This window comes from Bradyrhizobium sp. 22, from assembly GCF_000482425.1.
Classification (GTDB): Bacteria; Pseudomonadota; Alphaproteobacteria; order Rhizobiales; family Xanthobacteraceae; genus Bradyrhizobium; species Bradyrhizobium japonicum_B.
In genome coordinates this window covers 2076848-2099176 of sequence record NZ_KI519399.1, presented here as the reverse complement: position 1 = coordinate 2099176, position 22329 = coordinate 2076848, and the positions used below count along the sequence as shown (strand labels likewise).

At 66.3% G+C, this 22329-nt stretch carries 21 protein-coding genes; 12 read left to right on the top strand and 9 right to left on the bottom strand.

Annotated elements, in window-relative coordinates:
- Positions 1-208 precede the first annotated feature (208 nt).
- Together K410_RS0111225 and K410_RS0111220 are read left to right on the top strand one after the other, a co-directional pair.
- A complete protein-coding gene (locus K410_RS0111225; RefSeq protein ID WP_028134939.1) occupies positions 209-1138 on the top strand; it encodes a glycine reductase in 930 nt (309 codons plus the stop codon).
- Positions 1139-1294: 156 nt separating this feature from the next.
- The gene (locus tag K410_RS0111220; protein ID WP_028134938.1) at positions 1295-2488 is read left to right on the top strand and encodes a CaiB/BaiF CoA transferase family protein; all 1194 of its coding nucleotides are present in this window, start codon (positions 1295-1297) and stop codon (positions 2486-2488) included.
- Between the two features lie 115 nt (positions 2489-2603).
- Here K410_RS0111220 and K410_RS0111215 read toward each other — a convergent pair whose 3' ends face one another.
- A complete protein-coding gene (locus K410_RS0111215; protein ID WP_028134937.1) occupies positions 2604-3368 on the bottom strand; it encodes an SOS response-associated peptidase in 765 nt (254 codons plus the stop codon).
- Between the two features lie 63 nt (positions 3369-3431).
- Here K410_RS0111215 and K410_RS0111210 point away from each other — a divergent pair, with 63 nt between their 5' ends.
- From K410_RS0111210 to K410_RS0111195, 4 genes are all read left to right on the top strand, one after another.
- Positions 3432-3932, top strand: a complete 501-nt coding sequence (locus tag K410_RS0111210) for a hypothetical protein (RefSeq protein ID WP_028134936.1) — start codon at positions 3432-3434, stop codon at positions 3930-3932.
- An 18-nt stretch (positions 3933-3950) separates the two neighbouring features.
- Positions 3951-4385, top strand: coding sequence for an NUDIX hydrolase (locus K410_RS0111205; protein ID WP_028134935.1), 435 nt, complete (start codon positions 3951-3953; stop codon positions 4383-4385).
- 46 nt (positions 4386-4431) lie between these two features.
- Positions 4432-4809, top strand: coding sequence for a TIGR02301 family protein (locus tag K410_RS0111200; RefSeq protein WP_028134934.1), 378 nt, complete (start codon positions 4432-4434; stop codon positions 4807-4809).
- Between the two features lie 134 nt (positions 4810-4943).
- Complete coding sequence (locus K410_RS0111195; RefSeq protein WP_028134933.1) at positions 4944-5210, top strand: hypothetical protein; 267 nt, start codon at positions 4944-4946, stop codon at positions 5208-5210.
- A 196-nt stretch (positions 5211-5406) separates the two neighbouring features.
- Here K410_RS0111195 and K410_RS0111190 read toward each other — a convergent pair whose 3' ends face one another.
- From K410_RS0111190 to K410_RS0111170, 5 genes are all read right to left on the bottom strand, one after another.
- Positions 5407-5724, bottom strand: a complete 318-nt coding sequence (locus tag K410_RS0111190) for a cupredoxin domain-containing protein (RefSeq protein WP_028134932.1) — start codon at positions 5722-5724, stop codon at positions 5407-5409.
- 13 nt (positions 5725-5737) lie between these two features.
- Positions 5738-6271, bottom strand: a complete 534-nt coding sequence (locus K410_RS0111185; RefSeq protein ID WP_028134931.1) for a DUF4142 domain-containing protein — start codon at positions 6269-6271, stop codon at positions 5738-5740.
- Between the two features lie 105 nt (positions 6272-6376).
- Positions 6377-7066, bottom strand: coding sequence for an RNA polymerase sigma factor (locus K410_RS0111180; RefSeq protein WP_028134930.1), 690 nt, complete (start codon positions 7064-7066; stop codon positions 6377-6379).
- Between the two features lie 287 nt (positions 7067-7353).
- Entirely contained in the window at positions 7354-8223 is an 870-nt protein-coding gene (locus K410_RS0111175) for a sulfurtransferase (protein WP_028134929.1), read from the bottom strand.
- 171 nt (positions 8224-8394) lie between these two features.
- Entirely contained in the window at positions 8395-9729 is a 1335-nt protein-coding gene (locus tag K410_RS0111170; protein WP_028134928.1) for a dihydroorotase, read from the bottom strand.
- Between the two features lie 101 nt (positions 9730-9830).
- Between K410_RS0111170 and ygfZ the strand changes: the two genes are divergently transcribed.
- The 6 genes from ygfZ to K410_RS0111140 all read left to right on the top strand — a co-directional run bounded on the left by ygfZ (position 9831) and on the right by K410_RS0111140 (position 16427).
- Positions 9831-10706, top strand: coding sequence for a CAF17-like 4Fe-4S cluster assembly/insertion protein YgfZ (gene ygfZ, locus K410_RS0111165; protein ID WP_028134927.1), 876 nt, complete (start codon positions 9831-9833; stop codon positions 10704-10706).
- A complete protein-coding gene (locus K410_RS0111160; RefSeq protein WP_028134926.1) occupies positions 10703-11329 on the top strand; it encodes a DNA-3-methyladenine glycosylase I in 627 nt (208 codons plus the stop codon). The genes ygfZ and K410_RS0111160 overlap by 4 nt, the downstream gene beginning before the upstream one ends.
- Positions 11326-11940 (top strand): YfbR-like 5'-deoxynucleotidase, encoded by a 615-nt coding sequence (locus K410_RS0111155; protein ID WP_028134925.1) that lies wholly within the window; start codon positions 11326-11328, stop codon positions 11938-11940. Before K410_RS0111160 ends, K410_RS0111155 begins: the two co-directional genes overlap by 4 nt.
- Positions 11941-12075: 135 nt before the next feature.
- On the top strand, positions 12076-12582 hold the full coding sequence (locus K410_RS0111150) for a tyrosine phosphatase family protein (RefSeq protein WP_028134924.1): 507 nt from the start codon (positions 12076-12078) through the stop codon (positions 12580-12582).
- A 104-nt stretch (positions 12583-12686) separates the two neighbouring features.
- A complete protein-coding gene (locus tag K410_RS0111145; protein WP_028134923.1) occupies positions 12687-13655 on the top strand; it encodes an NUDIX hydrolase in 969 nt (322 codons plus the stop codon).
- A gap of 51 nt (positions 13656-13706) precedes the next feature.
- Positions 13707-16427 carry a DUF2339 domain-containing protein gene (locus tag K410_RS0111140; RefSeq protein WP_028134922.1) on the top strand — a complete coding sequence of 907 codons (2721 nt, stop codon included), beginning with the start codon at positions 13707-13709 and terminating at the stop codon, positions 16425-16427.
- A 5-nt stretch (positions 16428-16432) separates the two neighbouring features.
- On the opposite strand, the gene K410_RS0111135 is transcribed toward K410_RS0111140, so the two are convergent.
- From K410_RS0111135 to K410_RS0111125, 3 genes are all read right to left on the bottom strand, one after another.
- Entirely contained in the window at positions 16433-18121 is a 1689-nt protein-coding gene (locus K410_RS0111135; RefSeq protein WP_028134921.1) for a methyl-accepting chemotaxis protein, read from the bottom strand.
- Between the two features lie 282 nt (positions 18122-18403).
- On the bottom strand, positions 18404-20374 hold the full coding sequence (locus K410_RS0111130) for a methyl-accepting chemotaxis protein (protein WP_028134920.1): 1971 nt from the start codon (positions 20372-20374) through the stop codon (positions 18404-18406).
- A gap of 195 nt (positions 20375-20569) precedes the next feature.
- Positions 20570-22306 (bottom strand): methyl-accepting chemotaxis protein, encoded by a 1737-nt coding sequence (locus tag K410_RS0111125; protein WP_028134919.1) that lies wholly within the window; start codon positions 22304-22306, stop codon positions 20570-20572.
- Positions 22307-22329 lie beyond the last annotated feature (23 nt).

The window sequence follows — 22329 nt, the reverse complement described above, 5'->3', positions numbered from 1 at the left end:
GATCGAGATGGAGCTAAAAGCCGCTTAACCCGTCCACTTTATCGGGGGAAGATCAGAGCCGACCCTCCCCCTCCAGGGGAGGGTAAGAGGCGCCTTCCATGCGGCTTTAGCGTGCAATGCAATTCAGACCTGCGCCGCCCCTTCCCCGGTTGAGCTCACTCCTGACTATCTCTAGTCTGGGCCGAACCAAGAACCAGGAGACGCGCCCATGTCCGCTCCGCGCGACGACGACTTCGGCTTTGCGCCCGATCATGATTCTCCCGTCCCCTACATGCAGCGCACGCGGGACTATTACGCGGCGATCGGCTACACCACGCCGTATCGCTGGGCGCATTACACCGCAGCGCCGTTCCAGCCGCTGAAGAAGCCGCTGGCGAAGTCGCGCGTGACCATCATCACCACCGCCGCGCCCTACGATCCCGCCAAGGGCGACCAGGGACCGGGCGCGGCGTACAACGGAGCTGCGAAATTCTACCAGGTCTATGACGGCGACACCTCGAAGCAGCACGATTTGCGCATCTCGCACATCGGCTACGACCGCAAGCACACCACCGCGACCGACAACGGCACCTGGTTTCCCCTGCCGCAGCTGTTGAAGGCGTCCGCTGCCGGCCGCATCGGCGAAGTGGCACCGCGCTTCTTCGGCGCGCCGACCAACCGCAGCCACCGCGTCACGCTCGACACCGATGCACCGGAGATTTTGGCGCGCTGCCTTGCCGACGAGGTGGACGTCGCGGTGCTGGTACCGAACTGCCCGGTCTGCCACCAGACCACTGCGCTGGTGGCGCGGCATCTTGAAGCGAACGGCATCCCGACCGTGATCATGGGCTGCGCCAAGGACATCATCGAGCACGCGGCGGTGCCGCGCTTCCTGTTCTCGGATTTCCCGCTCGGCAATTCCGCCGGCAAGCCGCACGACGTGGCCTCGCAGGCGCAGACGCTGGAGCTGGCGCTCAAGCTGCTGGAGACCGCGAGCGGCCCGCAGACCACGATGCAGTCGCCGCTGCGCTGGAGCGAGGACGCCTCCTGGAAGCTCGACTACAACAACGTCGCCCAGCTCTCGCCGGAGGAGCTGGCGCGCCGCCGCGCCGAATTCGACAAGCAGAAGGAGATCGCGCGAGGCAACCGCGCCGCCTAAAGCGCGATGAGATTCGGGTGGATCGTCATCGCGCTTTAGATCGTTCTTTGCGCATGATCTTTCCGGAAAACCGCTTCGCACTTTGCGCCAACGCGGCCCTCCGGGTCCGGATCATGCTTGGCGTCCTCCGACAACGACAACAATGGGGAGAGCGACGTGACGCGACCGTTCGAGGACGTGAAGATCCTGGATTTTACGCAAGTGCTGGCCGGTCCTTACGCCAGCTATCAGCTCGCGCTGCTCGGCGCCGACGTCATCAAGGTCGAGCGGCGCGAGGGCGAGGACATGCGCCGCACCCCGCTCTCCCGAGAATGGGCCGAGCGCGGGCTGGCGCCGGCGTTCCAGGCCGTCAACGGCAACAAGCGCAGCCTGACGCTCGATCTGCAGAAGCCGGAGGCGATCGCGATCGTGAAGAAGCTCGCCGCGAGCGTCGACGTCGTCATGGAGAATTTCCGCCCCGGCGTGATGGACAAGCTCGGCATCGGCTATGAAGCGCTCTCCGCCATCAATCCCAGGCTGATCTATTGCGCAGTGTCGGGCTTCGGCCAGACCGGCCCGGATCGGCTGCGGCCCGGCTATGACGGCAAGATGCAGGCGCTCTCGGGCATCATGGCGATATCAGGCCATCCCGAGACCGGACCGACGCGCGCCGGCTTTGCGGTCTGCGACGTGCTGTCGGGCGCCACGGCTGCCTTTGGCGTCTCGAGCGCGCTGTACCAGCGCGACCGCACCGGCAAAGGGCAGTTGATCGACGTCTCCATGCTGGAGGCGACGCTGGCGTTCCTGTCGGGCCAGATCGCGGACTGGTCGGTTGCCGGCCATCGCCAGACGCTCTCCGGCAACCAGGCGGTGAGCCGCAGGACCACGGCCAACCTGTTCAAGTGCGGCGACGGCCACATCCTGCTCGCCGTGAACAACGAGAAGCAGTATCGCGCGCTGATGGCTGCGCTCGGCCGCGAGGACACGCTGTCTGATCCACGCTTCGTCGACTGGTTCTCGCGCAACGAGAACGAGGGCGCGCTGCGCACCATCATCGAGGAAGCGCTGGCGAAACGCTCGGCACGCGAATGGGAGACGATTCTGGAAGACGCCGGTGCGCCCTGCGCCAGCATCTGGAAGGTCGAGGAAGTCATCGACCATCCGCAAGTGAAGGCGCGCGGCGCGATCCAGGAGCTGGACACGCCCTACGGCCGGCTGCGCTTTGCCGGCAGCGGCTTCAAGCTCGCCCATGGCGGCGGCCGGCTGGACCGGATGGCGCCGGAGCTGGGCGCGGATACCGATGCGGTGCTGGGTGAGCTCGGATTCGGTGCGGCGGAGATCGCGGCGTTGAGGGCGAAGGAGGTCGTTTAAAGTGCCGCTTACTCCGCTCTCGTAGGATGGGTAGAGCGAAGCGAAACCCATCGCCACTTCCACGTTGATGCATGATGGGTTTCGCAAGAGCTCTACCCATCCTACGGCACCGCGCCTAGAACAACGATCCTTGCCCGTCATCCGCCGGGCTGGCAGCAACCTTCCGCACCGCCTTCTTGGGCTTAGCCGCCTCGGCCTCCGCCTGCATCTGCTCCGCGCTGATCGGCAACACGAGCTGCTCGTCGTCATTGGCGACGCGGTTGACGCGGGTGGAGACCGGGTGCCAGGCGAACTCGCCGATGCGCGGGGCGGTCATCAGCGGCAGGATCGCATCGATCTCGTCACCGCGGCTGTCGAGCCAGCGCTCGAAGTCGCGCTCGCTGATGGTGACGGGCACGCGGTCATGCAGCGCGGCGAGATCCTCGCCTGCCGCCGCCGTGACGATCGCGACGGTGTCGAGCTCCTCGCCGTTCGGCCCGGCCCAGGTCTCGAACAACGCGGCGAAACCGAGCGGCGCGCCGTCGGCGCGGTGGATGAAGAAGGGCTGCTTGCGGCCGCCCTCCGTCTTCCACTCATAATAGCCATCGGCCGGGATCAGGCCGCGCCGGCGGCGAATCGCGTTCTTGAAGGCGGGCTTCTCCAGCACGGTTTCGGAGCGGGCGTTGATCAGCAGCGTAAACCCGCGGGGATCCTTGACCCAGGTCGGCAACAGGCCCCAGCGCATCAAACGGAAATGCCGCGCGCCGTTCTCGATCAGAACGACCGGAACAGGTTGTGTCGGCGCCACGTTGTACCGAGGCGGGAAATTCGGCTGCTCGACATAGCCGAACAATTGCCGCAAGGCCGCAGGGGCCGAAGTTATGACGAAGCGTCCACACATCCCAGGGTGCCTAAATAGGGTCCGTTCAGGTCCTTTTAACCCCGAACGTTAACACTGCGGCGGATGAGCTCAACGGCCTCCCAACCCGCGCGGACGCATGTACAGACGGGCCCCGAGGCCGCCGCCTGGGCCGAGCGGCTACGCGTGGCCAACATCAACCCGCGGACCGGGCTTGCCACCGACTATCTCAACCATTTCAATGAAGCGGTGATGCTGCTGGAAATGGTTCCGGACATGCCGGAATGCGCGGACGATTTCCTGACCTGGACGCCGTTATCCTACGCCGAGCATTTCACGGCCTCCAACTTCAAGGCGCGCGACCTCGCCATCGAAGCCTATGAGAAGGCCGATCCCAACGTGCGCGCCCAGTTCGACCACATCACCGATACCATGACCTCGATCCTGACCGCGGTTGGCTCGGCCATGCGCGAGGTTGAGAAGGACACGACCCGAATCCGCCTCGCCGAGCAGGCCGCGCTCTGGGTCAAGCCGCTGATCGCGGCCTGCGGCGGCATCATCCATGGCGGGGCCGAAGCCGACGTCGACACCATCATGGCGAACTGAGCCGGGTGCTTGAAGAAAATGGCTTCGTTCGTTCAGCCCGCCCACCCCCAGCTCGCCGTCAGTGCCGCGATTTTCCGCGACGGCAAGGTGCTGCTGACCCGCCGCGCCCGCTCGCCGGCGAAGGGGTTCTATTCGCTGCCCGGCGGCCGGGTCGAGTTCGGCGAATCGCTGCACCAGGCCCTGAGCCGCGAGGTTGCGGAGGAAACCGGGCTCGACATCGCGATCGTCGGCCTTGCCGGCTGGCGCGAGGTGCTGCCCGCCGCGCCCGGCGCCGGCCATTACCTCATCATGTCGTTTGCGGCCCGCTGGGTGGCCAAGGAGCCGGTCCTGAACGACGAGCTCGACGACTACCGCTGGCTCGCCCCGGACGCCCTGGCGAGCCTGGATGGCCTCAGGCTGACCGGGGGGCTGGACGAGGTGATCCAGTCCGCCGCGCGGCTGATCGCGGCCTGACGGCTCGCCTTGCGTCTCCGGCCTCGACGCGGCATACACCCCGCCGATGTCCACGCGAATTCTGGCCGTTTTTGTCCTGATCCTCGCCTGCGCCTGCGGACCCGCCAGGGCTCAGGACGTGGCGGCGCCGTTCGACGCCGATTTGCAGCGGCTGGCCGAGATTCTCGGCGGGCTGCACTATCTGCGCGGCATCTGCGGGGCCAATGAGGGCAACAGATGGCGCAACGAGATGCAGGCGCTGATCGATGCCGAAACCCCTTCCGGCGAGCGCCGCACCCGCATGATCGCCGGTTTCAACCGCGGCTATAACGGCTTTCAGCAGACCTACCGGAGCTGCACGCCGGCCGCGACGGTGGCGATCCGCCGCTACATCGAGGAAGGCTCGAAGATCTCGCGGGATCTGACGGCGCGCTATGCGAACTGATCTGTCTTCTCATCGACTTTGTTCACAGCCGTTAACCGTTCTTAAAGATGTGGCCTAGCGGTCGTTAACGAGCGTGCTAAACCTTTTTGCAAAGCGCATCGCCGTGGATCGCGCCCCAGCCCTGATCGAGTTTCATGAGCCAGCCGATTTCCTACGCACCCGCCCGCGCGCCGCTGCCCGACCACGAGCAGAAGCAGGCCGCACTGAGCTACCTCAACGAGGCCTGGGCCGAGGCGCGCCATGACGGCGTCGACGGCGACTGCCTGGCACAGGCGAGCCTGTTTGCAGCCTTTGCCGAGCTGGTCGGCACCTATGGCGAGGACGCGGTCGCCAAGTTCGTCGAAGGCTTTCCCGGCCGCATCCGCAACGGCGAGTTCTCGGTCGACATCTGCAGGCAGTAGGCCCTGCCGAAAATGACCCCGCCACGCGGGCGGGGCCAGTCAACGGATGAATGACTTGGCAAAGCGGATTTGGCGAACAGCTTCGCGAAGTCTGCAGGCATTGTGGCACGGAAGCCGTTTCCCCCCGACAAGCATTAGTCTCGCAATGGCCGGGAGATGTTCCTGCCGGGGTCGGGAATGCGCTCCCTCTTCTCCCTCACGGCTCGACCTTGAGCGTCGCCTTCATGTTGGGATGATAGCGACAGTCATACTCGACCGTTCCCGCCTTCTTCAGAACTGATGTCGCCGATGCCTTCGGCGGCAGCGTCACGTCGAAATCACCGTTCTTCGCGGTGGCGGTATGGGCGAAGACGTCCTTGTTGATCCACGTGACGGTGTCGCCGACCTTGGCTGATACCTCAGCCGGCGAGATCACGAGGTTCTCCATCGTGATCTCGATCGTCGCGGCGTGCGCCGGGACGACCATCGCCGCCAAGACGAGCGCGACAGGAAGCGAAAACGGCTGCGCCGACATCATCGCACACTCCTTATTTCAGCTCGGCCGCGACGTGCTCGGCGTGCTGCTGATGGCCCTGAAAAATCTTCAGGCCGGTCTGCAGCAGGCTCTTCAGCTCGGCATTGCCGGCCGACGGAATGAGCTGGGTCTCGAGCGCGCCGTTGACCTGCTTGTGGAAGGCGACCTCGTTGGCGACATAGGCCTTGTCGAAGGCAGCGCCGCTCAGCTTGTCGAGCTCGGCGAGCTTGTCGCTGGCCTGCTTGGACAGCGCCTTGCTGGTGTCGTTGTCTTCGGGGGTGACGTTCAGCTTCTTCACCAGCGCGAGGGCCTGCTGGTTGACGGCCTCGTGGTCGCGCAGCATGTCCTCGGCAAACGCCTTGACGTCCTTGTTCTTGGCCTTCTTCTGCGCCTGCTTCGCCGCGTTGATGTCGATCACGCCCGCAGTATAGGCGATGTGGGCGATCTGCGGATCGGTGGGCTTGTCGGCCGCGCTGGCGCCTTGCAGCAGCGCGGGACTGGACAACAGAATGGCCGCGGCGATCGCCGCGCTCCGTCGGGTGAACATGGCTTGTTACTCCTGTGATGCCGGACCTTGGCCGGCGCGTTGCTTCACAGGGATTGGATGGGTATTTTGCGCAAACGTTCCCGAAAAATTACACGCCGACGCCAATCAACCTATGCCAAGGCGCCTGAGCACGACCTCCGTCAGGCGCTCACAGCGCTGCCCGGCGAACGGAAATGCGTCCATCACGACGGGGCCGATCTTCTTCTCGACGTTCTCGCGCAACAGGGTGCGCGCACGGTGCAACCGCGTCTTGACGGTCTCCGGCTTGATGCCGAGCAGCTCGGCGGTCTCCTCCATGCTCATCCCCTCCATCACGCGCGCGATGAAGACCATGCGGAAGGCATCGGGCAATTCATCGATCGCATGTTCGACGACGCGCTGGATCTCGCGTTGGGCCATGGACTTTTCCGGATCGGTTGCGGCGGTCGAAAGGGGAAACCTGATGATCTGGGCTTCGAGCGTTGCCTCGGGCACCGATCCCAGCTCGACCTGCGGCCTCCGACTGCGCAGGCGCCCGAGCGCCTCGTTGATCGCGATGCGCGACAACCAGGTCGACAGCGCGGCGTCACCGAGAAAACCGTCGAGATGCGTGAAGGCGCGGACATAGGTCTCCTGCACCACGTCCTCGGTCTCGCTGTCGCTGCGCAGGATGCCGCGGGCGAGGCGGTAGAGCCTGCGGTTGTTGGCCTGCATGATCTCGCGAAGCGCGGCCTCCTCGCGGCGCCGCGCGCGCTCGATCAGCTCGGCTTCCGACGTCCTGATGCCGGTGGTCAGGCCGGCTGCGGTCCCTGGCATGGCGGGCACCCTATCTCCATTGGTTCCGGACGTTGGATGCAGGCGAAGGGAAAAGGTTCCCGGATTTTCTTAGTCTCGGATCTTACACCCGGAGGAAGGGCTATCGCATAGGCTGCGGGCGCCTCGGGCGAGATAGTAGTCCCACATCGTCATGGCCGGGCTCGTCCCGGCCATCCACGTCTTGCCGGCGGCCACGAAGAACGTGGATGCCCGGGACAAGCCCGGGCATGACGGCCGCTTGTGCGGATGCAAATGCCATCACCCACCGGTGACGAAGATAAGCAAACTTAATCCGTCTCGATCGGCAGCGCCGGATCCCGCGCCCATTCGCCCATCGAGGCGTCGTAGAGCGTCAGCTTGTCGTAGCCGAGCTGGGTCAACAGAAACAGGGCGATCGTCGCCGAGATGCCGCCGCCGCAATAGAGAATGACGTTCTTGTCGCGCGTGACGCCCGCAGCAGTGAACTTGGCTTCGGCATCGGCAAGGGTCGTCAACGTCTTGTCGGCATTGACGAGCGTCGCAGCTGACACGTTGACGCTGCCGGGAACACGGCCGGGCCGGCCGTAGCGGCTCGGCTCCAGGCCGCGATGAAACTGCGGCCCGAGCGCGTTGACGATTATTGTCGAGGGATCGCCGATCCGCGCCTTCACCACCTCCTTGTCGACGAAGAAGCCGGCGCGCGGCGCGGCCTTGAAGCTCGTGGCCGGATAGCCTTTCGGTGCCCCTGTTGCGACCGGCCGTCCCTCCTGCTTCCATTTGTCGAAGCCGCCGTCGAGCACCAGCGCATCGACGCCGAGCGAGCGCAGCATCCACCAGAACCGTGTCGCCCACATCATGGTGCCGATGCTGTAGAGCACGACGGTCTTGCCCGCATCGAGGCCGTGCCGGCCGAAGGCGGCCTCCAGCTGGGCGACATCCGGCATCATGAAGAAATGTTGCGACGAGGTGTCGGAGAACTCGCCCTGCAAATCGAGGAAATCGGCACCGGGAATGTGGCCGGCCGCAAACGTCTTGTCGCCTGGCACCGCGCGGTAAGGCACGTCGCTGCCGGGCGGCACCGGTTCGTTGTAGGTCGTGCAGTCGTAGAGGCGGAGATTGGGATCGCCGAGCATGGCGGCGAGCTGCTCGGTGGTGATGAGGGGCGTTGGCTGGGACATCGGACTCTCCCAATTTGAGCTTGCGCTTCCTGGCACACTGTCATTGCCCGCGAAGGCGGGCAATCCAGTATTCCAGAGGCGGCAGTCGCATCAGCCAACTATCGCCGCGCCGTACTGGATGCCCCGGTCAAGCCGGGGCATGACAGTGAGCAAGAAGCAGAAGTTCGCACCCTACGGCTTCAGCGTCTCCAGAAACCGCACCGCCTCGCCCTGCGCGGGCGTCACCAGCTCGCCCTGCCACATCACGCGGCGGCCGCGGATGAAGGTGCCGACGGGCCAGCCGGTAACGCGCAACCCGTCATAAGGCGTCCAGCCGGCTTTCGACGCCACCCATTGATTGGTGATGGTCTCGCTGCGCTTGAGGTCGACGATGGTGAAGTCGGCATCATAGCCGGCGGCGATACGGCCCTTGCAGGCCATGTTGTAGAGGCGCGCGGGGCCGGCGCTGGTGAGGTCGACGAAGCGCGCCAGCGAGAGCCGGCCCGCGTTGACGTGGTCGAGCATCACAGGCACCAGCGTCTGCACGCCGGTCATGCCGGAGGGCGAAGCGGGATAGGTCTTCTGCTTCTCCTCAAGCGTATGCGGGGCGTGGTCGGAGCCGAGCACGTCGATGATGCCCTGCTCGATGCCGCGCCAGATCCCGGCACGGTGATCGGCGCCGCGCACCGGCGGGTTCATCTGCGCCAGCGTGCCGAGGCGCTCATAGCATTCGGGCGCGGCCAGCGTCAGGTGGTGCGGCGTCGCCTCGCAGGAGGCGACGTCCTTGTGGTCGCGCAGGAACTCGATCTCTTCCTTGGTGGAGATGTGCAGCACATGAATGCGCCTGCCGGTCTCGTGCGCGAGCTTGACCAGGCGCTGCGTCGCCATCAGCGCCGCGGTTTCGTCGCGCCACACCGGATGCGAGCGAGCGTCGCCCTCGATGCGCAGCGGCTTGCGGTCGTTGAGGCGATACTCGTCCTCGGCGTGGAAGGCGGCGCGGCGACGGATCACCTGGAAGATGCGGCGCAGGCTTTCGTCGTCCTCCACCAGCAGCGCGCCGGTCGAGGAGCCGATGAACACCTTGACGCCGGCACAGCCGGGCGCGCGCTCCAGCACCGGCAGATCCTGCACGTTCTCGCGGGTGCCGCCGATGAAGAAGGCGAAATCGCAATGCATGCGGTGATGGGCGCGCTTCACCTTGTCGGTGAACTCGGCCTCCGTCACCGTCAACGGCGCGGTGTTCGGCATCTCGAACACCGCGGTGACGCCGCCCATCACGGCGCTGCGCGAACCGGTCTCGAGGTCTTCCTTGTGCGTCAGGCCGGGCTCGCGGAAATGCACCTGCGTGTCCATCACGCCGGGCAGGATGTGCAGGCCCTTGCAGTCGATCGTTTCGGCGGCCGAGGCGTGCGACAAAGGACCCAGCTCGGCAATGCGGCCACCGGCGATGCCGATATCGCGAACACCCTCGCCGTCCTGGTTGACGACGGTGCCATTCTTGAGGATCACATCGAAGCGCTGGGTCATGGCTGAAGGCCTCTCTCGTCCCCAAGCGCAGGGCTCGAGGTCTTGTCGTTTATGCCTCGCGGGCTTACGTTCCGGAGCAACATGTCGCAAGAGATTTTCGCATGAAATCAGCGTTTCTTCCCGACCGGAGCGTGGTCAAGGTCGCGGGCGAGGATGCGCGCAACTTCCTCAACGGCCTGGTCACGACCGATCTCGACAGGCTGAAGCCGGGCCTGGGGCGATTCGGCGCGCTGCTGACGCCGCAGGGCAAGATCATCGTCGATTTCCTGATCACCGAGGTCCCGGCGGGCCATGGCGGCGGGTTCCTGATCGACTGCCCGAAGGCGCTGGCAGAGAGCCTCGCCACCAAGCTGAAATTCTACAAGCTGCGCGCCAAGGTCACGGTGGAAAATCTCGATCTCGGCGTGCTCGCGGCCTGGGACGGCCAGCCTGCGGCCCAGCCGGACCTTGCCTTCGCCGACCCGCGCAACGATGCGCTCGGCCTTCGCATCCTGATTCCCGAGGATCTCAAGCAGAAGCTGTCCGACCTCATCGGGGCCGACCTGGTCGACGCCGCCGAATACGAGGCGCACCGCATCGCGCTCGGCGTTCCGCGCGGCGGGCTCGATTTCATGTACGGCGACGCCTTTCCGCACGAGACCAACATGGACCGTCTCGCCGGCGTCGATTTTGACAAAGGCTGCTATGTCGGCCAGGAGGTCGTCTCGCGCATGCAGCACCGCGGCACCGCGCGCACCCGCAGCGTGAAGGTGCTGCTCGACGGCGCCTCGCCCGAAGCCGGCGCGACCATCCTCGCCGGCGACAAGCCGGTCGGCACCATCGGCTCGACGTCGGGCGGCAAGGGCATTGCCCTGGTGCGCATCGACCGTGTCGCGGACGCGCTCGATGCCGGCCAGCCCCTCACCGCGGGCGGGCTCGCCTTGAAACTCGCGGATCCCGACGTCGTGCGTATTCCAGCCAAGCACCCCATCGCATGAGCCGCGCTCCCCGCCTGCATCCCGACGGCCTGACACGTTGCCCCTGGCCGGGCGATGATCCGCTTTATGTCGCCTATCACGACACCGAATGGGGCGTGCCGGAATATGACGACCGCGCGCTGTACGAGAAGCTGATGCTCGACGGTTTCCAGGCCGGCCTGTCCTGGATCACCATCCTGCGCAAGCGCGACAATTTCCGCAAAGCCTTCGACGATTTCCAGCCGGAGAAGATCGCGCGATACACGCCCAAGAAGGTTCACGCGCTGATGAACGATGCCGGCATCGTCCGCAACAAGGCCAAGATCGACGGCGCGATCCTGAGCGCCAAGTCGTATCTCGACATCATGGAGAAAGGGCCTGGCTTCTCGAAGCTGCTGTGGGACTTCATGGACGGAAGGCCGCTGGTCAACAAGTTCAAGACTACCGCGAGCGTGCCGACCTCGACGCCGCTGTCGGTGCAGATCTCCAAGGAGCTGTCCTCGCGCGGCTTCAAGTTCGTCGGCCCGACCATCGTCTATGCCTTCATGCAGGCGACCGGCATGGTCAACGACCATCTCCTCGACTGCCACTGCCACGCGACCTGCGGCAAGACGCAGCGCAAGCCGCGCCTCAAGGCCAGATGACCGCGAAGAAGACCGCGCGCGAAGCGCCGTCCCGCGCCTGGCAACGCATGCTGTCGGGCCGGAGGCTCGATCTGCTCGATCCTTCCCCGCTGGATATCGAGATCGCCGACATCGCGCACGGGCTGGCGCGCGTCGCGCGCTGGAACGGGCAGACCATCGGGGCGCATATCTTCTCGGTGGCGCAGCACACGCTGCTGGTGGAGACCGTGCTGCGGCACGAGATGCCGCGCGCCGATCAGCGGATGCGGCTCGCCGCATTGCTGCACGATGCGCCGGAATATGTGATCGGCGACATGATCTCGCCGTTCAAGGCGGTGCTCGACGGTCATTACAAGGCAGTGGAGAAACGCCTGCTCGGCGCCATCCATATCCGCTTCGGACTGCCGCCGGTGCTACCGGAGGAGATCACGCAGGCCATCAAGGCCGCCGATCGCGGCGCGGCCTATCTGGAGGCGACCGAGCTTGCCGGCTTCAGCGAAAGCGAGGCAAGGCGCCTGTTCGGCAGGGATCCCGGCCTCACCGACAGCGTCCGGCGCGACTACCTGACGCCCTGGACCGCGGCACGGGCCGAGAAGCAGTTTCTGGAGCGGTTTGGCGCGGTGTTTGCGTAGGCGTCCTCCCTTCGTAGGCTGGGCAAAGCGAAGCGTGCCCACCACCTCTTGCGATTGAGGAAAGGTCGTGGGCACGGCGCTACGCGCCTTTGCTCACCCTACGGGCCGCGGCTATAATCAAGAAAAAGGGCCGCCATGATCCACGTCTGTTCCCTCGCCGCGCTTCCCGAAACCGTCCGTCTCACCGGGGCCAGCCATGTGCTGACCGTGATGGCCAATGTCGAGCAGGTGGCGCGGCCGGTCTCGGTGCTGCCGGCCAATCATCTCAAGGTGTCGATGGACGACATCACCGAGGAGCTGGACGGGTTCGTCGCACCGTCCGAGGCGCATATCGATCTGGTGCTGAACTTCGTGCGCGGCTGGGACCGCAGCGCGCCGCTCGTAGTCCATTGCTATGCCGGCATCAGCCGCTCCACCGCGAGCGCGTTTGCGGCGGTCTGCGCGCTCAATCCAAACCGCGACGAACTCGAGATCGCCAGGAAGATCCGCGCGGCCTCGCCGATCGCCTCGCCGAACCGGCGCATCGTCGGCCTTGCCGACCGGGCCCTCGGCCGCAACGGCCGCATGCTGCGCGCGCTCGACGAGATCGGCCCGGGCGCGATGATGGTCGAGGGCCGCCCCTTCGTGATCGAGCTCGAATGAGCGAGGGGCGCAACAAGGCAGGTGCGCCCCCTCTCCCTCACGCGGGAGAGGTTACAGCCAGCCCGCGGCGAGACCGTCGCAATCAATCATGCGATCATCACCGCATGAGCGAGACGCTCCTGACGCCGATCGAGATCGGCCTGACCGCGGCGATCGTCGCGATCGAGGGCCATGAGCCGCTGATCCTGACCGCGCGCGGCAGTGACGGGCTGGCCGGCCTGCCGTTCGGCCCGTTCGACGCGCTCGCGCACCGCACCTTCGAGATCGGCCTGCGCGCCTGGGTCGAGGAGCAGGCGGGCCTGCGGCTCGGCTATGTCGAGCAGCTCTACACCTTCGGCGATCGCGGCCGTCATGCCGAGGCCGGCGACCCCGGGGCGCATATGGTGTCGATCGGCTATCTCGCGCTGACGCGTGCGGTGGATGGCGAGCTCGCAGCCAATGCGGCGAGCTTTGCGCCATGGTATCGCTTCTTCCCCTGGGAAGACTGGCGCGAGGAGCCGCCGGCGATCATCGCCCGCGACATCATCCCCGCGCTGACCGAATGGGCCGCGGAGGAGACGCCGGAGACGATTCGCGCGCTGCCGCGCAAGGATCGCGTGCGGTTCTGCTTCGGCCTCGAGGGAGCTGCCTGGGACGAAGAGCGCGTGCTCGACCGCTACGAGCTGCTGTACGAGGCCGGGCTGGTCGAGGAGGCGCGGCGCGACGGCCGCCCTGCGGCATTAGCGCGCAAGACGCTGCCTCCGCTCGGGACCTCGATGCGGTTCGACCACCGCCGGATTCTCGCCACGGCGATCGCGCGGCTGCGTGCAAAACTGAAGTATCGCCCTGTCGTGTTTGAACTTTTGCCGCCCGAATTCACACTTACCGAACTGCAGCATACGGTGGAGGCGATCTCCGGCCGGCATCTGCACAAGCAGAATTTCCGCCGCCTGGTCGAAATGGAAGCCCTGGTCGAACCGACCGGGGTGATGTCGACACAGACGGGCGGACGGCCGGCGGCGCTCTACCGCTTCCGCCGCGACGTGCTCCAGGAGCGGCCTGCACCGGGCTTGCGCGTACGCTCCCGGCGCTAGATCCTGAGATTTGCGCGATCGGCCCCTGCCCGCCGGTCGCCTGGAGGCTTCATGTTCGACGGCCCGTTTGACGTCTTTGCGCTGATCATCGCGATCGTCGCCTTCCTGATCGCAATCAAGGCCTCCGGCCAGGCGGCCGAGCTGCGCCGGCGATTGAACGCACTCGAAGCGATGTCTTATGCGCAGCGGCCGGTGCAGCCGCCGCCGCTCATGCCGGTGCAGGAGCAGGCGCCTGCCCCTGCGACGATGGCCGCCGAGCAGCCGCCGCTTGCGCCTGAAGCCGAGCCGGCAGCGCCTCCGCTCGACACCGAACAGGCGTCCCCGCCGCCGCTCGCGGCGAGCGTCTCCGCCGAGGCACCGCCTCCCCTGCCCGCGCCCGCGCCCGATATTCGAGAACCCGGCTTCGAGGAGCAGCTCGGCACGCGCTGGGTGGTGTGGATCGGGGGCCTTGCGCTCGCGCTCGGCGGCTTCTTCATGGTGCGCTATTCGATCGAGGCCGGTCTTCTCGGCCCCGGCGTGCGCGTGTTCCTGGGCGGCCTGTTCGCCGCCGCGCTGCTGGGCGCCGGCGAATGGACCCGGCGCAAGGAGAGCATCTCGAACATCGCGGCGCTGCCGATCGCCAACATCCCGGCGATCCTCACCGCGGCCGGAACGGCGGTGGCGTTCGCCACCATCTACGCCGCCTACGCGCTCTACGGCTTCCTGGTGCCCGCCACCGCCTTCGTGCTGCTCGGCATCGTGGCGATGTGCACGCTCGCTGCCGCGCTGCTGCACGGGCCGGCGCTCGCCGGCCTCGGCGTGGTCGGCGCCTTCGTTACGCCGGTGCTGGTCTCCAGCGGCAAGCCCGATTATTGGGCGCTCTACATCTATCTCGCCGTCGTCACCGCCGCGAGCTTCGGCCTTGCCCGAATCCGGCTGTGGCGCTGGCTTGCGGTCACCACGATCGCCTTCGCCGTGCTCTGGCTCTTGCCCGGTCTCGACGCCGAGCAGCTCCAGGTCGCACCGCACGCATTCCACGTCATCGCCGGCTTCGTGCTCGCCGCGCTGCTCGTCGTCTGCGGCTTCATGTTCGGGCCTGCAATCGAGGACGGCGAGATCGAGCCGATCTCGTCGGGTTCGCTCGGCGCCTATCTGTTCGGCGCGATGCTGATCGTGCTGTCGAGTGCGCATGCGGACCTGGCGCTGATCGCTTTTGCGCTGCTGGTCGGTGGCACGCTGCTCGTCGCCTGGCGCGCGCCGGCGGCGACCGGCGCGCTCGGCGCGGCCGCGGCGACCGTCTTCATCGTGTTCGCCGAATGGGCGGTGCGCGCCAATCCCGACATGCTGGTGCTGCCGGGCGGTGCGATGTCCGGCGTCGGGCCCAGCGCGATCGACAGCTCGGTGACGCTGCATCTGGTGACGGCCGCGCTTTTCGCCGCCGGCTTCGGTATTGCCGGCTTCCTCGCCCAGGGCCGCTCGAACTCGGCGATCATCCCGGTGGTGTGGTCGGCGGCAGGCGTCGCAACGCCGATCGCGATCCTTGTCGCGCTCTACGCGCGTATCGCCCATCTCGACCACTCGATCCCGTTTGCGATCCTCGCGGTGCTGCTCGCAGCAAGCTTTGGCGCGGCGACCGAGGCGCTGACGCGCCGCGAGACCCGGCCGGGCAGCATGATCTCGACCGCCTTGTTCGCGACCGGCACGCTCGGTGCGCTGGCGCTGGCGCTGACCTTCGCGCTGGAGAAGGGCTGGCTGACCATCGCGCTCGCGCTGATGTCGCTCGGCACCGCCTGGATCTCGCTGCAGCGGCCGATCCCGTTCCTGCGCTGGCTCGCCGCCATTTTCGCCGCGCTCGTCACCGCGCGCATCGCCTATGACCCACGCATCGTCGGCGATGCCGTCGGCACCACGCCGATCTTCAATTGGCTGCTCTGGGGCTACGGCCTGCCGGCGGCCTCGTTCTGGGGCGCGAGCATCTTCCTGCGCCGCCGCGCCGACGATCCGCCGCTGCGCATGGTCGAGACGGCCGCGATCCTGTTCACCGCGCTGCTCGCCTTCATGGAGATCCGGCACTTTGCGACCGGTGGCCGCATGACGGCCGGCCCCTCGCTGCTCGAATTCGCGCTGCAGGTCTGCGTCACGCTCGCGATGGCGATCGGGCTGGAGCGGCTGCGGCTGAGGAGTCAGAGCATCGTGCACAATGTCGGCGCCGTCGTGCTCACGGCGATTGCCGGGTTCATCGCCGTGTTCGGTCTCCTGATCCTGGAGAATCCGATGGTGCTCTCCAGCGTCAATGTCGGCGCCCTCGTCTTCAACCTGCTGCTGCTCGGCTACGCGTTGCCGGCGGTGCTGATGCTGCTGCTGTCCTATGCGGTGGCGGGCCACCGCTCCGTCGCCTACGCCAACACGATCGCGGGCGGCGCGCTGGTGTTCGCGCTGAGCTATGTGACGCTCGAGATCCGCCGCTTCTATCACGGCCCGGTGCTGCTCTACGGCGGCACCACGAGCGCGGAGCAATACACCTATTCGATCGGCTGGCTGGCGTTCGGGGTGGTGCTGCTCGGCGCGGGTATCCTGTTCAATTCAGAGCGTGCGCGGCTGGCCTCTGCCGCCGTCATCGCGCTGACCATCCTCAAGGCCTTCGCGATCGACGTATGGACGCTGACAGGCGTCTACCGCGCGCTGTCGTTCATGTGCCTCGGCGTCGTGCTGGTGGCGATCGGCTGGCTGTACCAGCGCATCCTGTTCCGGCGGCAGGTGGTGCCGCCGCCGGCCGCGCCGACCAGCAGCTGAACCGTTCAGGCCGCGCGGACCGATTCCAGGAACTGCGCGACCTCGACCTTCAGGCGGGTGCTGTCGGTCGCCAGCGACTTCGCGGCCGAAAGCACCTCGCCCGAGGCCGAGCCGGTGTCGATCGCGCCGCGCTGCACGTTGGTGATGTTGGAGGAGACCTCCTGGGTGCCGAGGGCGGCCTGCTGGACGTTGCGCGAGATCTCCTGCGTGGCGGCGCCCTGCTCCTCGACGGCGGCGGCGATGGCCGAGGCCACCTCGGACAATCGCTCGATGGTGCCGCCGATCTCCTGGATGGCGCTGACGGATTCCTGCGTCGCGGTCTGAATCCCCGCGACCTGCGCGCCGATCTCGCCGGTCGCCTTCGCGGTCTGCTCGGCCAGCGCCTTGACCTCGGATGCGACGACGGCAAAGCCGCGGCCGGCTTCGCCGGCGCGCGCTGCCTCGATGGTCGCATTCAGCGCCAGGAGGTTGGTCTGGCCCGCGATGGTGTTGATGAGCTCGACCACGTCGCCGATGCGGGAGGCCGCCTGCGACAGCGCGTTGACGCGGTCGTTGGTCCGCGCCGCCTGCTCGACGGCTTCCGCAGCCATCCGCGCCGAATCCTGCACGCGACGGCTGATCTCGGTGATGGAGGACGACAGCTCTTCCGAGGCGGACGCCACGGCCTGGACGTTGGTGGAGGCTTCCTCGGACGCAGCCGCAACGACGGTTGCGAGCTGCTGGCCGCGCTGCGCCGTACCGCTCAGCGTGGCCGCGGAAGCCTCGAGCTCGGTCGAGGCCGACGACACCGTCTCGACGACCTCACCGATCATGACCTCGAAATTGCGCGTGATGGCATCGACGCGGCGGCCGCGCTCGATCTTGGCCTCGGCGTCGCGCGCGGCAGCCTCATCAGCGGCCTTCTTGGCGATCAGCGCCTCCTTGAAGATCTGCAGCGCGTCCGCCATCGAACCGATCTCGGTCTTCTCGCCGCGATGCGGCACCTCGGCCGAGAGGTCGCCCTCGCCGAGCGATTGCATCGGACGGATGATCGAGGCGATGCCGCGCGAGACGTCACGCACGAGATAATAGGCGGCGCCGATCGCGATCACGACGGCTGCAACGATAATGCCGACAAGCACACGGAAGATGGTGGCGTAGCTGTCGGCCGCCTGCTTCGTTTCCGCTTCGGCGCCGCTATTGTTGAGCTCGATGCTCTTCAGCAGCAGAGGATCCGCCGCCTGAGCCATCTTCGCGACCTTGGTCTGCAACAGCTCGTTGGCCTCCGTCGGAAAACGGCCGGGGCTCTTGCGCGACAGCGCCATCGTCTCCTGAACCCCGTTCAGGTACTCGGCCCAGGCCTTGGTCCATTGTTCATAGATCCGGCGTTCCTCCGGCAGCGTAATCAGGCCTTCGTAGACCTTGCGCGTCTTCTCGATGCGCTCGCGTAGCGGGGCCATGCGCTTCTCGGCGGCGTCCTTGCCTTCAATGCTCTCCTGCATCAGGTGCAGGCGCAGGACGACACGCAGCTCGTTGATGTCGGCGCGCATGGAGCCGAGCGCGCGCACGCTCGGCAGCCAGCTCTCCGCGATCTCGACCGTGTGGGCGTTGATGTTCTGCATGGTGCCGATCGCCGTCACGCCGACGCCGGCGAGCGAGAGAACGAGAACCGACAACACGGTCAAGAGCTTGAAAACGATCGACAATTTCGACATCACACAAATCCTAACGAAGCCTGGCAACGCGCACGTCACCTGCGCCACAGCGTCCCGATGGACGACCGAGCGGAGGTCAGTTCAACAATGCTGGCTGGTTCTTATCCCGTAAGATTGCGCCCATAATTGCAAACAGGCGTTAACAGGAAGCTACGTTGAATTACGGAAATCGGCAGTGCCGCCTTTATATGTTCCGCGATCATCTGCTGCGGGACGGCAGCGATCGCGCAGCGCCATACCACGGCACCGCCCCGGCTGTTTCGAGCAAGGATGGCCGGCGGCTCAGGCCGCCCGCACCGTCTCCAGGAAGTGCGCGACCTCGCTCTTGAGCCGGTTGCTCTCCTGCGACAGCGACTTCGCGGCCGAATGCACCTGCGCCGAGGCGGCTCCGGTCTCGCCGGCGCCGCGCTGGACCTCGGCGATGTTCGACGAGACGGCGGAGGTCCCCTGCGCGGCGTGCTGGATGTTGCGCGAAATCTCCTGCGTGGCGGCGCCCTGCTCCTCCACCGCGGCTGCGATGGTCGACGAGATCTCCGACATCTTCGCGATGGTGTCGCCGATCTCCTTGATTGCGCCGACGGACTCTTCCGTCGCAGCCTGGATCGCGCCGATGTGCTGACCGATCTCGCCGGTCGCTTTCGCGGTCTGCTCGGCGAGCGCTTTCACTTCAGTCGCGACCACCGCAAAGCCCTTGCCGGCCTCGCCCGCCCGCGCCGCCTCGATCGTCGCGTTGAGGGCCAGGAGATTGGTCTGCGCGGCGATGGTGTTGATCAGCTCGACCACGTCGCCGATGCGGGAGGCGGCTTTGGTCAGCTCGGCGACCCGCGAATTGGTGCGCTGGGCCTGCTCGACGGCGATATCGGCGACGCGCGCGGATTCCTGCACCTGACGGCCGATCTCGGTGACGGAAGAGGTCAACTCCTCGCTCGCGGACGACACCGACTGCACGTTGGCCGACGCCTCCTCCGAGGCCGCCGCCACGGCGGTGGCAAGCCCGTTGCCGCGCTCGGCGGTGTGGGTCAGCGTGTTCGACGACGCCTCGAGTTCGGTCGCCGCCGAAGACACCGTCTCGATGATCTCACCGACAGCACCCTCGAACGTATCGGCGAGCCGCTGCATGTCGGCCTTGCGCTGCTGCCGGACGCGCGCATCCGCCTCGGCCTGCTCGGCGCGGAGCCGCTCCGCCTCCCCCATGTTGGTCTTGAAGACCGCGACGGCGCCTGCCATCTCGCCGATCTCGTCCTTGCGGCCGAGGCCGGGAATCACGACGGAGGTGTCGCCATTCGCCAGGCCGGTCATCGCCCGTACCATGGTGATCAATGCGGTCGAGATCGAGCGGCCGACGAAGAAGGCCACACCTCCCACCAGCAGGATCGAGCATCCGAGCGCGACCCACATCCATAGCTTGATCGAGGCTCGCGTCGATGCTTCGGCGGCCTGCGCCGTGACATAGCGCTGCCCGACGTTCTTTTCGATATCTTCGAGGACCGGTTCGATCGTGCGGAATTCCTTGGACATTGCAGAGCCGTGCGCGGCCAGGTCCTGCGCGCCGGCTGCCCATGCCATGAAGTCAGCCTCGTACTTGGCGAGCTTCTTGCCGATGTCCGCCTTGAGCGCCGAAGGAATCGTCGGTGCCTCGACGTGCTTGGCGAACTCCGCGGCGGTCTTCTTGTGCGCCTCGAGATATTTCCCGTCCCGGCGCAGCATGAAGTCCTTCTCGTGGCGGCGCATCATCAACATGCCGCTGGTGAGCCTGGGGTCGTCGACTTCCTTGAGCTTGGTCTCGATGTCGTGGACCGCGGAACGCAGCGAACCTGACAGGCCCAGGGTTTCGTTCAACCCAAGCTTGACCTCGGCCTTCTCGAGGGCCGCAAACTCCTTCACGTATCTTTCGAACCCGGCGCGAGCCTGCGACACCTTCTCCCCTATATCCGCGTATCCCGCCGCACGCGTCGCATTGCCCAGGCTGTCGAGGTTGCGGACGATCTCGGACGCAAGTTCGGCGTGACGTTTGGTGTAGGCCTGATCGCGACGGAGCTGGAAATCCTTCTCGGCTCGGCGCGCTTCGAGCATCTGCTGGGAAACCCGTTGGTTCAGGTCGGACATCCTGCGCGCGTCCTCTGCAGCGTCGCGGGACGTGTCCTGGGAGAGACTGCCAATCTCGTAGATCGCGCCGAATGCGACGAGCCCGACGAGGCCGAACAGTCCGATCGCCATGACCTTGTGAGTAAGACGAATGGAAATGCCACTCATGAATGTGCTCCAACGATTGAGACGCAATACGCGAAGGGCGACTCAGGGCCCGGGAAATTGCGGGCATCATGACTGCGTCGCTTTTCCGGAAGGTTAACCGTGAGTGCGGGATCGCGGCGTGGACATCCGAACGCCTGCAACCGCCGCGCAGTCACGCGCGGCGGTTGCAGGCAGGCCTGTCGAGAAATATCGCCGTCAGGCGGCGCGTACGGTACGGAGAAACTTCTCGACCTCGAGCTTGAGGCGGTTGCTGTCGCCGGACAGCATCTGGGCGGCGGACAGCACCTGCGAGGAGGCCGATCCGGTCTCGCTCGCGCCGTGCTGCACGTCGGTGATGTTGGACGACACCTGATGGGTGCCTGCCGCCGCCTGCTGCACGTTGCGGGAAATCTCCTGCGTCGCCGCGCCCTGCTCTTCGACGGCAGCCGCGATCGTCGAGGAAATCTCCGACAGTTTTTCGATGGTGTGACTGATGTCCTTGATCGCGCCGACGGAATGCTCGGTGGCGGTCTGGATGCTGGCGATCTGCTGGCCGATCTCGCCGGTCGCCTTCGCGGTCTGCTCCGCCAGCGCCTTGACTTCGGAGGCGACGACGGCAAAGCCGCGGCCGGCCTCGCCGGCGCGCGCGGCCTCGATGGTTGCATTGAGCGCCAGGAGATTGGTCTGACCGGCGATGGTGTTGATGAGCTCGACCACGTCGCCGATCCGCGCCGCAGCGGCGGAGAGCTCCCCGACGCGGTCGGTCGTGGTGCGGGCCTGGCTCACCGCTTCGCCCGCGACGCGAGCGGATTCCTGCACCTGGCGGCTGATCTCGGTAATCGACGACGATAGCTCTTCGGTCGCCGAGGCCACCGACTGTACGTTGGTGGACGCTTCCTCGGAGGCCGAAGCAACCATGGTGGTGAGCTGCTGGCCACGCGCCGCGGTCGATGTGAGCGTCGAGGCCGAGGCTTCCAGTTCGGTCGCGGCCGAGGACACGGTATCGACGATCTCGCCGATCGCGGCTTCGAAGCCGTCAGCGAGCTTGTGCATCTCGGCCTTGCGCTGCGCGGCCGCGATCTGATCCTGCCTGATCTTGGCCTCGGCCTCTTCGCGCGCCTTCTGTTCCGAGACGATCTTGAATTTCTCGACGGCCGCAGCGACGCCGCCGACCTCGTCCTTGCGGCCGAGCCCGGGCAGCACCACCGAGAAATCGCCGCCGGCGAGCCTTTCCATGGCCACGGTGAGCGCCCGAATGGGGCGGGCGATGGTCACGAACGACATCAGCCAGGAGCCGACGAGGACGAGCATGGCGAGTGCGCCGACCAGGATCGCAAGCTGCTCGCTCGATTTCATCTGGGCAGCGGACGCAGCATTCTTCTCCTCGGATTTGCGGCTGGCGTAGTCGGCGATTTGACCGATCAGCACATCGAGTTCGGCGGCAATCGGTAGGGTCACCTCGCGCGCGATGCGTATAGCGTCTTCATTGAGCTTCGCAGCGCGCGCCGCGCCGTCTGCACCGCTGGCGGCCAGGGCTTCGCCGCGTACGCCCGCGATCTGCTGCGCGGCCTTTGCGTAATTCGCGGCCAGCGATCTCAGTTTCTCCATCCGAGCGCGATTCTCGGGCTCTTGAGAAAGCTTCAGCATCTGATCAACCAGCAGGTTCGTCGATTTCTGCTGGTCGCCTAGGCTCGTGGTGGCCTTTTGAATGTCGGCCGGGCTATTGGCGAGACGAAGGTCGCGTACCGCGAGCTGCATGCCGCGAACTGCGGCCTCGGCCTTGACTGCGGTGCGCGCGATCTGCTGCTGCGCAAGTGCGCTCTCGCTGCTCTCGCGCATGCCCGCGTTACCGAGCATCTGGCTTGCGATCATGGCTCCAACCAGGAGCACCCCGAGCGCCGATGCGATCGCCAGCTTGGTCCCGATCTTCAAATTCTGAATGAGGCTCAACATCAGCAGGTTTCCCCCAAAGGAAA